Genomic DNA, 12047 nt, shown 5'->3' with positions numbered 1-12047 from the left:
GCAGTGCCCCCACCCCGACGACGGTGCCGCGGGGGAACCGGTCGCCGGCCCAGCCGGCCGCGGCGACGCCCGCCACGCTCGTGACCCCGAAGACCAGGAGCAGCCCCGAGGTGGGGATGCCGCCGGCCGGACCGTCGAGCAGTTCGGTGATGAACGTGAACGCCGTGAAGTGGGCGGCCAGCAGCACGCCGCCCAGCGCGCCGAGGAGGACGACCGGGCGCATCGGCGGCGCCTCCGGCCGGGCCGTACCTCCCCTCGGCGCCGCCCGGCGTGCCGTGGTGGGGACGGCGGCCAGGACCGCCGCGGCGACCAGGAGACCGAGGGCGGCCAGGGCGACGAACGGCACGCGCCACCCCCAGGCGCCGGCCACGGCGGCCGCCGCCGGGATCGCGAGCACCGTGCCGAGGGTGCCGCCGGTCAGGACGACCGCGGTGGCCCGCCCGAGCCGGTGCTCGGGCACCATGTCGGCGACCTGGGCGTTGACCGTCGCCCACAGCACGCCGGTGGCGGCTGCGCCGACGATGCGGGAGAGGGCCGCGACGGTGAACGCGTCGGCCGCCGCGGTGACCAGCGTGGCGGCCGACACGACCAGCAGGCCCCCCGCGATGACACGCCGGCGCGGGAATCGGGCGGTGAGCCGGGCCAGCGGGAAGCTCACCACCACCACCGTTGCCGCCCAGGCCGAGACGAGCAGGCCGGCCGAGGCCACCTCGACGCCGAGGCCGGCAGCGAGCCGGGGGAGGACGGCGGTGGGCAGCATCTCGCCGGAGACGACGACGAACGTGGTGGCGGCCAGAGCGAGCAGGCCCGCCCACGAGGCGCCGGGGGACTCGGGCGGAACGGCCGCGGGTCGGGTGCGCGGGCGCGGCGAGGGACGGGAGTTGCGGTCCATGCCGCGACGCTAAAGTCTCACATTGATGTCAATGTCAAGGGGTGAAGCGTGAAGATCGGTGAGCTCGCCCGCCGGACCGGTGTGGCTCCGCGCCTGCTGCGCTACTACGAACAGCAGGGTCTGCTGGAGGCGGAGCGGTCGGACAACGGGTATCGCAGCTATGGCGAAGAGGCGGTCGCCCGCGTCGAGCGAGTGGCGCTGCTGGTCAGGTTCGGGGTGCCCACTCGGCTGGTGCGCGCGATCCTCGACCTGGAGGGCATCCGGGCCCCCGAGATGGCCGCGGTCTGCTCACGGGGGGTGGCCGAGAAGCTCGCCGCCGAGCTGGCGGAGCTCGACGACCGGATCGGGTGCCTCAGCCGCAGCCGGGAGACCATCCGGGCATTCCTGGCCACGACCGAGCACCGCGACCTGCTCGACGGCGCCGGCCGCTGAGCTCGCGCGCGCACCGGCGGGGCATCAGCCAGAACAGCCGGCGGAACATCGCCACGTGGTCGCCGCCGCCGTGTCCCATCCCATGGTTGCCGTGACCTCCTTGGCCGGCGTGGCCCATCGGCGCGCTATGACCGCTGTGGTGTGCGCGGTCCACGTCGGTCCCGGGGTATCCGTCAGGAGCCGCGTGCGTGGCAGCGTGCAGTGGTTCCTCGACGGCGGAACGAGTGCCGGTCCCACTGTCGGCGACGGGCATGCCCGTTGCGTGAGCCGGGCGACGCGGATGACGGGGGAGTCCGGGGTATGGTCCGCCACCAGCGCCGGCGCTCTGGCCCTGGTCGATGAGCAGTTCGGGGCAATCCCGTGGCGTTGCGCAACTGGGTGGCCGAGGCCGAGATCGACGGTGGGGTCCGACCCGATACGGCGACCGCCGAGGCGGCGCGGATCCCTCGGCCGGACCGGGAGGACCGGCAGCTATGCCGGGTTCAGCCTTAGCAAGATCAAGAGGCGGATTGGATTATCCGGATATCCCGCTCGGCACCGTCGTCAAGAGCCGCGAGCGCGCGCTGGTAGGCGTCGCTGCGATACGCCGCCACGGCCTGCTCGACAGTGTTGAACTCGATCAATGTGGTCCGTTCCAGCACTCCCGATTCGAAGGCCGCGGCCGGGGTGCCTCGCGCTAGGAACCGCCCGCCGCCGGCGAGCATCGCAGGGCCGGCGAGGTCGACGTAGGCGGCGAGTTTTGCAGGGCTGTTGATCGCGCGGAACGTGTTGATCCAGTACGCCTTGGTCAAGGGTGTCCCTTCTCGGTGCCGCTCAGGTGCTGCACCTGTCGAAGACGTCGGGGAACGCAGGGGCGAGGCGGGTCGGGGCCGTCAGATTGACGGCCACGGCTGAACCCTCTGTGCGGACCTTGTCGGGCGACAGGGGCAGACCTGCCGATTTCCGAGGCGTTGCTGCCAGTGCGGCTCGGCGGCCTGCCCGCCACGCGCGCGACGATCAGAGATTTGCCAGGTCGGCCGAGGACACCGGTGTGGAGCTGGTCATCTACGGCACCGATGGCGGCCCCGACGTACCGACGTGACCCCCTCCTGCTCTTTCGACGGCGACCGAGCGGACCCCCTCCGAGATGCTGTTGCCAGCTGAGCCGTGGCGGGAGTGGGTGTAGGCGGTGACGTGAGGACTAGGCGGAGACATGCCCCGGCTGCACCGGGGGTGACGTCCCAGGAAGTTGTGTAGCTGGTCGGTGGCTCTGAGCTCGTCGGCGTGGTGCTGGCGTGCGAGGGGCCACCGCGTGGATCTTCTGCGTGAACCCGCCAAGGATCACGTCGAAGAGAAAGGCCACGCGATGGCCCTGAACCAGTCTGCCCTGCTCGAACTTCTCGAGGCGCTCAAGCTCGCCGACGTCGATGACCGCATCCGGTCGGCGACCGAGACGCTGTATCAGGCGCTGATCGAAGCGGAGCTGACCGCCACGATCGGCGCCGGCCCGCACGAGCGCACCGACGCCCGCACCGCCCAGCGCAACGGTCGCCGGTCGCGGACGCTGACCACCACGGCCGGAGATCTGGAGCTGCGGATCCCGAAGCTGCGGGTCGGGTCGTTCTTTCCCTCGCTGCTGGAGCGCCGCCGGCGGATCGACCAGGCGCTGTTCGCGGTGGTGATGGAGGCCTACCTGCACGGCGTCTCGACGCGGAAGGTCGACGACCTGGTCAAGGCACTGGGCGCCGACACCGGCATCTCCAAGTCCGAGGTCTCCCGCATCTGCGCCGACCTCGATGAGGAGGTGGCCGCCTTCCGCGACCGCTCGCTGGCCGAGATCGCGTTTCCCTACGTCTTCTTGGACGCCACCTACTGCAAGGCGCGGGTCAACCGGCGGGTGGTCTCCCAGGCGGTCGTGATCGCCACCGGCGTGGCCGCCGACGGCCATCGGGAGGTGCTCGGCTTCGCCGTCGGCGACAGCGAGGACGGCGCCTTCTGGACCGCCTTTCTGCGCTCGCTGAAGGCCCGCGGACTGGCCGGCACCCAGCTGGTCATCTCCGATGCCCACGCCGGGCTCAAGCCGCGATCGGCGCGGTGCTGCTCGGCGCGGCCTGGCAACGGTGCCGGGTCCACTTCATGCGCAACGTGCTCGCCCGGGTGCCCCGCGGCAACGCCGAGATGGTCGCCGCCGCCATTCGCACCGTCTTCGCCCAGCCCGACGCCGAACACGTGCACTCCCAGCTCGACGTCATCGCCAGCATGCTGGGCCGCCAGTTCCCGCAGGTTGAGGCCCTGCTGCGCGAGGCCCAGGACGACCTGCTGGCCTTCACCGACTTCCCGCTCAGTCACTGGAAGAAGGTCTGGTCGACCAACCCGCTGGAACGGCTGAACAAGGAGATCAAGCGCCGCACCGACGTCGTCGGTGTCTTCCCGAATCCCGCATCGCTGCTGCGGCTGGCCGGCGCGGTGCTGGTCGAGACGCACGACGAATGGCAGGTCTCCGACCGCCGCTACCTCTCCGAGGGCTCCATGGCCCTGCTCACCCGACCCGGGCCAGCCCGGTCCGCAGCCAGGCAAGCAGCGTGACAACTCGACCGAGGAGGTGGCGCAGCCGGCACTGGTCGCGTCATAGTCCAACCCGTAGAAGACCCCGCGAGCCGGACCGAGCTACACCACCGGGCGGGACGTCACCGCACCGGGGGCCGGGGGATGCTGATCAGGGTGATCGCTCGGGTCTTGGGGCTCTGGAGGAACACAGTGGAGGCGGCGCTGGTAGGGACGGGTCGTCGAGGGTGACCGGGCAGATGGGTCGCCGAGGTGATCGAGGAGGTCTGGCCGGGCGCGTCGGTGACCAACCATCCGTCAATCGTGCAGTTGTGGCCCTGGTGGCAGGTAGCCGTGCAAGAAGGCGTGTACGCCTGAGCGGACGATGCGCTCGACAGTCGCTCGTTCCAGTGGGATGGCGCCGTAGTAGGAGCGATCGGTGACGTCCCACGCGGCGAGCAGTACGAAGTGGTTCGCGGCCTGGGCGGGGTCGTCGATGTGGAGCAGGCCGCGATCGGCAAGTCCTTCAGGCGCAGGGCGAGCTCGCGCATCACACGGCGTGGGCCGGCGTCCTGCCAGCTTTCGATCAGTTCGTGCGGCAGGTGGCCGACTTCTGCCGTCATCTGCCGCACGAGAGCGAAGTGATCAGGGAAGTCGGCCATGGGGGCGACCCAGGCGAGTCCGAACTCCACGAGGTCGGCTTCGAGGTCGGTGATCTTGTAGAGGTAGCGGTCCATGAGGGCCAGTTGGGCGAGCGGCCATCTCTCTGGTCTCGGCGTTGGGCGGGCGGGTGTACGACCGCGTCGGCCCACGCCCCCTGGCGATCCCGGGTGCGAACGTCTGGACGGCATCCCTGTGGTTCCTCAGCACCGTGGACGAGGACACCGCCGTCGGGACGGCCCTGGTGGCCTACCTGGTCATGTCCGCGTCCCAGGCCCTGATGTGGGCACCCATGACGACGACGGCCCTGGCAGGGCTGCGCGCCGACCTCTACCCGCACGGCACCGCGGCGTTCACGACCATCCAGCAGCTGGCCGGCGCCGCGGGCGGGGCCGTGCTGATCTCCGCCTACACCATCGGCTCCGACGCCGCGGACGCCGGCGTGGCGCGCACCAAGGACATGTGCAGGGCGATGTAGCAGTGCGCCATGGCCGGTGCCACGGCAGAACCCCGAGCGCGTCCAGCGCTGTGACGCGGCTGGGATCGCTGATCAGTTGGGACGGCCCGACGACCGTGACGTTCCACCCGGTCCGTTCGGTCAGGTCGTAGTCGTCGACCTCGAACGCCAATACGGCACTTCTGCTGCCGGCGGCCATCTTGCCGCCCACGCCGGTCAGAATGAGCACGTCGTCCCCGCTGGCTGCGAAAGACGCAGTTTGGATCGCTGGCATCGCTCCCTCGGTGAAGGCGACCCGCCCGATGGACGCCGTCGCAAACAGTCGCATGCACTCGGCTCCGTCCAGCACCTCGAGCAGGCGTTCGTCCTCAGCCATGCTCATGGACCCCGCCGCGTGACATCAGAACCTTCATGCCAGCAGGTTGTCTCCTCTTGTAGGTGTCTCAGTCGATCGATCTAGCCGCACGGAGATCCACGCCTGCTCATCCGTCCCAGCAATGGGTCATAACCAACATAGATTCGAGATCGGCCGTGCCCCAGGGTCGCCGGACGTTGCGCGAAGGGACCTCCTTCCCTGCCGACACCGAAGCCGGGTGGGGAGGCGGGCAGGATCTGTGCTGAACACGAACTCCCCGCGGTGGCCTGCCGGCTTTCCCAGGATGATGCGCTGGTACGCCGAGCCGGGCCGCAGCTCGACCCAGAGCACCCGCGCGGTAAAGGCAAAAGCCCCAGCCAGGCATCGCGACGTGAACGGCCATCAGCCGGGGCGCAGACTGCGGCGTGCGTCAGGGCGTGGGCGACCGCCCCGGGCATGGTCGCGAACACGTGCCCCCGGTCCACCAGGGGGCGCAGCGTGCCGACGACGTCCAGCAGGCGGAGGTGCTCGGGGCTCGCACCCTTGAGCAGCACCGTGATGCCGCGCTCTTCCAAGTCTTCCACCACCTCGCCCAAGGCGCGGGCGCCGCTCGCGTCGAGCATCCCGACCGCGCTCAAGCGCAGGATGACGACCCGGACGTCGGCGGTGGCGGTGACCTCGGCCAGGAAGCGGGTCACGGCCGCGAAGAACAGCGGCCCGTCGAGCCGGTAGGCCAGCACGTGCCGGGCCAGCAGGGCCTGCTCCCCATCGCTGTCGATCTCGGGGCTGGTGACCTCCTCCGGGACGGCGCGCGCGGTGCCGGCCATCCGGGCCACCGCGATGACGACGGCGAGGGCCATTCCGAGGGCGACCGCGATGACGAGGTCGAGCGCGACCGTGGCGATCGCGGTCAGCCCGAAGATCAACGCGTCCCCGCGGGTGGAGGTCAGCACCGCACGAACCGTGTGTCGCTCCACCATCCGCCAGGCGGTCACAAGCAGCACCCCGGCCAGCGCGACCAGTGGGATGCGGCCGACCAGCCCGGAAGCCGCGTAGACGACGACGGCCAGCAGCAGAGCGTGGGTCAGCGAGGCGACCCGCGTGCGAGCACCGGCGCGGGCGTTGACGGCGGTCCGCGCGATGGCGCCGGTCGCCGGCATGCCGCCGCATACGCCCGAAGCGATGTTGGCCAGCCCCTGCCCGAACAGCTCGCGGTCGGCGTCGCTGCGCGGGGCGTCGGTCATGCCGTCGGACACCCGGGCCGAGAGCAGGCTCTCGAGGGCCGAGAGGAAGGCCACCACGGCCGCGGGGGCCAGGAGCGCGCTCAGCGTGCCGAAGTCGGGCAGCGCCGGCACGGGCAGGCCCGTGGGCAGCACGCCGATCGTCGTGGCACCGGCCCCGGTGACCTCGGCGACGCCGGTGACGACGACGACCGCGACGAGGCTGCCCGGTAGTGAGCGGTGCAGCCGCGGCAGCCCGGCGGTCAGGACGACCGACAGCACGAGCAGGCCGATGACGGCCCACTGCGGCTGCGCGAGGAAGTCCCCGACGGCGAGGACTGCGCCGCCCGTCGAATTCTCGACCTCGGGCTGCTCGATGCCCAGGGCGCTCGGCACCTGCTGGGCGGCGATGACGACAGCGATGCCGACCGTGAAGCCCTCGACCAGCGGCCACGGGACGTACCCGAGGAGCCGGCCGGCCCAGCCGCAGCACGGCGGCGCCGACCACGAGCACCCCGGCGAGCACCGCGACGGGGTAGACGACCTGCGGCCCGTGCTCGGCGACGAGGGGCACCAGCACGACCGCCATGGCGCCGGTCGGGCCGGACACCTGCAGCGAGGAGCCACCGAACACCGCGGCGACGGCCCCGGCGACGACCGCGGTCACCAGGCCGACGGAGGCACCCACGCCGGTGGCGACGCCGAAGGCGAGGGCCAGCGGCAGGGCGACGATGCCGACGGTGACCCCGGCCATGACGTCCCGTGGCCACGATCGGCGCAGGCCCGCGTAGTCGGACCGGCGGGGCAGCAGTCGCAGCAACGGGGAGGTGACCGCCGGGCCGTTCGCGGCGCTCACGTCCGGTTCCGCGCCGCGCCGGCCAGCGAGACTGCGTCGTCGGCGTCGTCCAGGGCGGCCAGCAACGCCTGCCCGTCGCGCAGGGTGCGGCTGAGCAGCCGTCGGGCGACGGCGAGCAGTTCGGCGGTCTGCGGGTCCCGGAGTGTGCAGACGACGTTGCTGCGCACCCGCAGGCTCTTGACGATTCCGGCGCGGCGCAGCACTGTCACCTGCTGCGACAGGTGCGAGAGCTCGAGCCCGGTCGCCTCGGCAAGCTCGCCGATGGTGTGCTCACCCTCGGCGAGCAGCTCGAGCACCCGGACCCGCGCGGGGTGGGCGAGCGCCTTGAACAGATCGGCCTTGGCCTCCGCGACGGGGCGTCCGGGGGTGAAGGGCATAGGGCCAAGGTAACGGCTTGATGAACATGTAAACCCATCAACTCGATGTGACCTCGCCCTCCGCACCGCCGGCGTATCGCGGATCCGGCCTGCTCGCCATCGCCAAGTACGACGAGGGCTACGTGATCCCGATGATCCCCCCGAGACACTTTGCCGCGCCCCGCGCCGCCGGAAATGGCAGGGGTGCGCCGATAGCTCTCGGTGACACGCCCGTGAGGTGGCCGATCGTGTGCCACACTTCGATTACCGAGGACACCCCGCACGATGACCGAGTCGGCGCAGTCTCGGGCAGCATGGCGTTCTGATGCCCTGCCAGGGGGACGGCCACCACGGGCACCGCACCCGTCCGGAACACCCCGCGCCGTCCGCGGAGGGGGCTGACCGTGTGTCGGTCGGCTGGGCGCGAATATGTCGTAGCAACGCTATTGGTGGCAGGGCGAGCCGGATGCTGTGGGCGTCGAGGGCCGCGGCCCGAGACGGTCACACAGATGGTCGGCGGTTGCGACTCCAATCGGACCGCGGAGATGTACTGCTTGGCTAGATTCGAATCATGGCCATGGTGCGGGACCATCCGGAAGGTCACATCGGTCCGACGGAGGGCTTGGGTGACCTGATGAGTCGCGTGGCTCGGCGACTCCAGGAGGAGCATGGCGACGTGGAGGGCACCCTGCAGGCCATTAGTGCCACCGCTACCTGGGTCGTGCCCAACGCAGAGGAGTGCGGCATCACTTACGTGATCGGGCGGTCGAAGATCGAGTCCCGGGCGTCGACCAGCGGTCTTGCTGAGTCGGTCGATTCGTTGCAGGAGCGACTCGAGGAAGGACCGTGTTTCGACGCGGTTTGGGATGAGCAGATCGTTCGCGTCGACGACGTCGGTGTAGATGAGCGTTGGCCTGAGTTCGGGCGACAGGCCGCCGGCTTGGGCGTGGGCAGCATGTTGTGCTTTCAGCTGTTCGTCGAGGGTGACCGCTTGGGGGCCCTGAACCTGTACTCCCGCACGCCGGGAGCCTTCCACGACGATTGTCAGGAGATCGGCGTGATGTTCGCTGCGCATGCCGCGGTGGCTCTGGCCGGCGCCGAACACGAATCGAATCTGCGTACCGGTATGAGCAACCGCGATGTCATCGGGCAGGCGAAGGGCATTCTCATGGAGCGGCACCGACTTACCGCCGACCAGGCATTCGGTGTGCTCGCACGTGTCTCTCAGGAGCTGAACCGGAAGCTGGTCGACATCGCCGGCGAGATCACCAGCACTGGTGCAGTCCCCGGAACCGATCGCCGCCGGGAGTGAGACCTCGCGGTCGAGACCCCTACGCGGACGAGCTCGCACAGATCGCGGCCCGAGTCGTGGCCACAACTCAGGGATGAAGGCGGTCGAGCGGCAGCGGGTGCACGAAGACTTCCTGTCCGACGACGTCGACGTGGTGGTAGGCACCTCGGCCTTCGGGATGGCGATCGACAAGCCCGATGTCCGGTTCGTCGTCCACGCCTCGGCCGTGGACTCCTCGACACCTATCTAGGGGACTGCTGCGACTTCAGTTGACACTCGTTCTGCGAGATCTCGTCCCCCGGACAGGATGTCGCTGTGCCCAAGAAGTTCCCGCAGACTTCAAGCCCTGGTGGACCGCCTGGCCGCTGGCCGTGACGAGTTCCGGGTGCTGAGCCGGCGCGCCGTGAGCGGCTCGCCCGTCGCCCAGCAGATGGTCGACGAGCTGAGCACCGGCGCCGGCCCCACGGTGGCCCCGGACGGGTTCGACGCCGTCGTGCACTGCGCCGGCACCGGCTGGTGGAGGCAGCAGCGGCGAATGACCTCCCGCACTTGGATTACGTGTCGATCGTCGGCGTCAATCGCATCCTGATCGGCTATCAGCTGTTGAGCGATGTCGCGGATGAACCGTCCTGGATCTGGCAGAGGCTCTGATCTCGCAAGGAGACTGAGACCGTGCCAGCACGCCGCAAGTGCGACGAGGAGACCCGCGCCCGGGCCGTGCGGATGTACACCGAGCGCATCCGTGATCTGGGCGAGTCGAAGCTGACCACCCGCAAGGCGGTGGGCGCGCTGCTGGACATCAACCCCGCGACCTTGCGCAATTGGGTGGAGCGCGAGGAGATCGACACAGGAGTCCGTCCCGGGGTGACCACCGAGGCCTCGGACGAGCTCAAGGCGTTGCGCCGGGAGGTTGCCGAGCTGCGCCGGGCGAACGAGATCCTCAAGACCGCCTCAGCGTTTTTCGCGTCGGCGGAGCTCGACCGCCGACTCAAGTAGTCGTCGACTACATCGACGCGCACAGGCAGCGCTTCGGGGTCGAGCCGATCTGCGCCGTGCTCACCGAGCACGGCGTCAAGATCGCCCCGAGCACTTACTACGCGCGTGTCGCCTGCCCGTTCTCGGCCGCGGAGCTGGCAGACGCCTACGCCGCGAACACGCTGGTCGACCTCTACCGGAAGAACCGACGGGTCTACGGGGTGCGGAAGTTGTGGCACACCGCCCGCCGCGCCGGGCATCCGTGGGGCCGAGACCAGGTCGGCCGCCTGATGGCCATCGCCGGCATCGACGGCGTCCGCCGCGGCCGGCACTCGACGATCACCACGACCCGAGACGCCTCCGCGGCTCGGCACCCCGATCTCTGCGATCGGGCGTGGTCCTCGCCGACCCGGCCGGACCAATGGTGGGTGGCGGACTTCACCTACGTGTGGACCCTGGCCGGGTTCGTCTACGTCTCCTTCGTCACCGACGTCTACTCCCGCCGCATCCTGGGCTGGCGGGTGTCGGCGTCGAAGACGACACCACTGGTCAGCAGTGCGCTGGAGCAGGCACTGTTCACCCGCCGCCGGGGCAACGCCGCCTTCACCGCCACCGGCCTGCTGCATCACTCGGATGCGGGGTCGCAATACACGTCTCTGGCGTTCACCGAGGCCCTGCTCGAGGCCGGCATCGCCGGGTCCATCGGCTCGGTCGGCGACGTCTTGGACAACGCGCTGATGGAGTCCACCATCGGGCTCTACAAGACCGAACTCATCGACCAGCTGCGTTCTTGGACCGGACGCAACGAAGTGGAGCGGGAGACCGCCGCCTGGGTCCACTGGTTCAACACCGAACGCCTGCACTCGGCGATCGACTACTGCCCGCCGGTCGAGTTCGAAGACCACCACTACCGTGACACCACGACCCCCGCGGACCTCGCGGTGGCGTGAACCGAGCGTCCGTCACATCCAGGACGGTTCACCACGCGGCGGATGGAGAAGCTGGTCGAGTCCCTCGGCATCACCCGGCTATCGAAGTCCCAGGTCAGCGAGATGACCAAGGAGCTGGACGCGCAGGTCGCGGACTTCCGGCACCGCCCACTGGACGCCGGTCCGTACACGTTCGTCGCCGCCGACGCCCTTGTCCTGAAGGTTCGCGAGGGCGGCCGGGTCGTGAACGTGCATGCCCTGGTCGCCACCGCGTGAACGCCGACGGGCACCGGGAGATCCTCGGCCTGCAGGTCACCTCCGCCGAGGACGGCGCCGGCTGGCTGGCCTTCTTCCGCGACCTGACCGCCCGCGGCCTCACCGGAGTCCAGCTCGTCACCTCCGACGCGCACACCGGACTGGTGACCGCCATCGGCGCGACCCTGCCCGGTGCGGCCTGGCAGAGCTGCCGGACCCATTACGCGGCCAACCTGATGGCGGCCACGCCGAAGAGCAGCTGGCCGTGGGTGCGGGCGCTGCTGCACTTGGTCTACGACCAGCCCGACGCCGCCTCCGTGCACGCGCAGTTCGACCGGGTCCTCGACGCCCTGGCCGACAAGCTGCCCAAAGTGGCCGAGCATCTCGAAGGCGCCCGGGCCGACGTGCTGGCCTTCACCGGCTTCCCCAAGGAGGTGTGGCGCCAGATCTGGTCCAACAACCCGAGCGAGCGGCTCAACCGGGAGATCCGCCGCCGCACCGACGTGGTCGGCATCTTCCCCGACCACGATTCGGTGATCCGACTGGTCGGCGCCGTCCTCGCCGAGCAGCACGACGAATGGACCGAAGGCCGCCGCTACCTCGGCCTCGACGTCCTCGCCCGCTGCCGCATCCGACCCGTTCCCGACACCGACTCCACCACCGAGGAGGTGACCATCCCGGCGCTCAGCGCCTAACCAGACACGAAGATCGCGCGGAAGCCGTCACACACCACGCCAGCGGACTTGACCCCTTGCGCGGTGTCCTTGCTGGCAGGGCTCAGCCGACAGCACTCGTGCCTTTCAGTTGCCTTATGCGCCGCGGAGGCAGGTGTCGGAGCCGCCTTCG

9 protein-coding genes, 6 pseudogenes and 1 other annotated feature are annotated in these 12047 nt (G+C 70.1%); of the genes and pseudogenes, 7 read left to right on the top strand and 8 right to left on the bottom strand.

All coding sequences use genetic code 11. The features are described from left to right. Nucleotides 1–73: 73 nt before the first annotated feature. Nucleotides 74–892, bottom strand: a pseudogene (locus tag ACI79P_RS14600) (MFS transporter); the annotation flags it as partial. Between the two features lie 48 nt (nucleotides 893–940). On the opposite strand from ACI79P_RS14600, the gene ACI79P_RS14595 reads away from it, so the two are divergent. Beyond that, the gene (locus tag ACI79P_RS14595; protein WP_456581770.1) at nucleotides 941–1324 is read left to right on the top strand and encodes a MerR family transcriptional regulator; all 384 of its coding nucleotides are present in this window, start codon (nucleotides 941–943) and stop codon (nucleotides 1322–1324) included. Between the two features lie 497 nt (nucleotides 1325–1821). Here ACI79P_RS14595 and ACI79P_RS14590 read toward each other — a convergent pair whose 3' ends face one another. Continuing rightward, nucleotides 1822–2115: a DUF1330 domain-containing protein gene (locus ACI79P_RS14590; RefSeq protein ID WP_456581769.1), complete on the bottom strand. Its 294-nt coding sequence runs from the start codon at nucleotides 2113–2115 to the stop codon at nucleotides 1822–1824. 554 nt (nucleotides 2116–2669) lie between these two features. Here ACI79P_RS14590 and ACI79P_RS14585 point away from each other — a divergent pair. Then, a pseudogene (locus ACI79P_RS14585) lies at nucleotides 2670–3935 on the top strand (IS256 family transposase). A gap of 55 nt (nucleotides 3936–3990) precedes the next feature. Here the strand turns inward: ACI79P_RS14585 and ACI79P_RS14580 are convergent. Next, on the bottom strand, nucleotides 3991–4584 hold the full coding sequence (locus tag ACI79P_RS14580; RefSeq protein WP_456581768.1) for a hypothetical protein: 594 nt from the start codon (nucleotides 4582–4584) through the stop codon (nucleotides 3991–3993). Between the two features lie 134 nt (nucleotides 4585–4718). Between ACI79P_RS14580 and ACI79P_RS14575 the strand changes: the two genes are divergently transcribed. Continuing rightward, on the top strand, nucleotides 4719–4985 hold the full coding sequence (locus tag ACI79P_RS14575; protein WP_456581836.1) for a hypothetical protein: 267 nt from the start codon (nucleotides 4719–4721) through the stop codon (nucleotides 4983–4985). A gap of 10 nt (nucleotides 4986–4995) precedes the next feature. Here the strand turns inward: ACI79P_RS14575 and ACI79P_RS14570 are convergent. The 5 genes and pseudogenes from ACI79P_RS14570 to ACI79P_RS14550 form a co-directional block, all read right to left on the bottom strand. Then, nucleotides 4996–5292 (bottom strand): annotated as a pseudogene (locus tag ACI79P_RS14570) (pyridoxamine 5'-phosphate oxidase family protein); the annotation flags it as partial. 128 nt (nucleotides 5293–5420) lie between these two features. Beyond that, nucleotides 5421–6146 (bottom strand): sodium-independent anion transporter, encoded by a 726-nt coding sequence (locus tag ACI79P_RS14565; protein ID WP_456581833.1) that lies wholly within the window; start codon nucleotides 6144–6146, stop codon nucleotides 5421–5423. A gap of 102 nt (nucleotides 6147–6248) precedes the next feature. Next, nucleotides 6249–7004, bottom strand: a pseudogene (locus tag ACI79P_RS14560) (SulP family inorganic anion transporter); the annotation flags it as partial. Between the two features lie 28 nt (nucleotides 7005–7032). After that, nucleotides 7033–7293, bottom strand: a pseudogene (locus tag ACI79P_RS14555) (SulP family inorganic anion transporter); the annotation flags it as partial. A 98-nt stretch (nucleotides 7294–7391) separates the two neighbouring features. Beyond that, a complete protein-coding gene (locus tag ACI79P_RS14550) occupies nucleotides 7392–7772 on the bottom strand; it encodes an ArsR/SmtB family transcription factor (protein ID WP_456581767.1) in 381 nt (126 codons plus the stop codon). 550 nt (nucleotides 7773–8322) lie between these two features. Between ACI79P_RS14550 and ACI79P_RS14545 the strand changes: the two genes are divergently transcribed. The 4 genes and pseudogenes from ACI79P_RS14545 to ACI79P_RS14530 form a co-directional block, all read left to right on the top strand. Next, nucleotides 8323–9063 carry a GAF and ANTAR domain-containing protein gene (locus tag ACI79P_RS14545; RefSeq protein WP_456581766.1) on the top strand — a complete coding sequence of 247 codons (741 nt, stop codon included), beginning with the start codon at nucleotides 8323–8325 and terminating at the stop codon, nucleotides 9061–9063. Nucleotides 9064–9136: 73 nt separating this feature from the next. After that, complete coding sequence (locus ACI79P_RS14540; protein WP_456581765.1) at nucleotides 9137–9292, top strand: helicase-related protein; 156 nt, start codon at nucleotides 9137–9139, stop codon at nucleotides 9290–9292. Between the two features lie 422 nt (nucleotides 9293–9714). Next, nucleotides 9715–10967, top strand: a protein-coding gene (locus tag ACI79P_RS14535; protein WP_456581764.1) for an IS3 family transposase whose coding sequence is annotated in 2 segments (ribosomal slippage) — nucleotides 9715–10009 and nucleotides 10009–10967 — 1254 coding nt in all. Because the reading frame shifts where the segments join, the coding sequence is not laid out codon by codon here. Beyond that, nucleotides 9996–10127, top strand: a sequence feature (AL1L pseudoknot). It overlaps the preceding gene by 132 nt. A gap of 30 nt (nucleotides 10968–10997) precedes the next feature. After that, nucleotides 10998–11896 (top strand): annotated as a pseudogene (locus tag ACI79P_RS14530) (IS256 family transposase); the annotation flags it as partial. Nucleotides 11897–12047: the final 151 nt, after the last annotated feature.

Source organism: Blastococcus sp. SYSU DS0510, assembly GCF_054050835.1.
Note: the sequence above shows the minus strand (reverse complement) of the source record. Positions and strands in the feature narration are given on the sequence as shown.

Bases quoted from the DNA above. Each gene is read 5' to 3' on its own strand.
- ACI79P_RS14565 (WP_456581833.1), bottom strand. From the start codon at position 6,146: ATGGCCGGCACCGCGCGCGCCGTCCCGGAGGAGGTCACCAGCCCCGAG.
- ACI79P_RS14545 (WP_456581766.1), top strand. From the start codon at position 8,323: ATGGCCATGGTGCGGGACCATCCGGAAGGTCACATCGGTCCGACGGAG.
- ACI79P_RS14580 (WP_456581768.1), bottom strand. From the start codon at position 4,584: ATGGACCGCTACCTCTACAAGATCACCGACCTCGAAGCCGACCTCGTG.
- ACI79P_RS14540 (WP_456581765.1), top strand. From the start codon at position 9,137: ATGAAGGCGGTCGAGCGGCAGCGGGTGCACGAAGACTTCCTGTCCGAC.
- ACI79P_RS14550 (WP_456581767.1), bottom strand. From the start codon at position 7,772: ATGCCCTTCACCCCCGGACGCCCCGTCGCGGAGGCCAAGGCCGATCTG.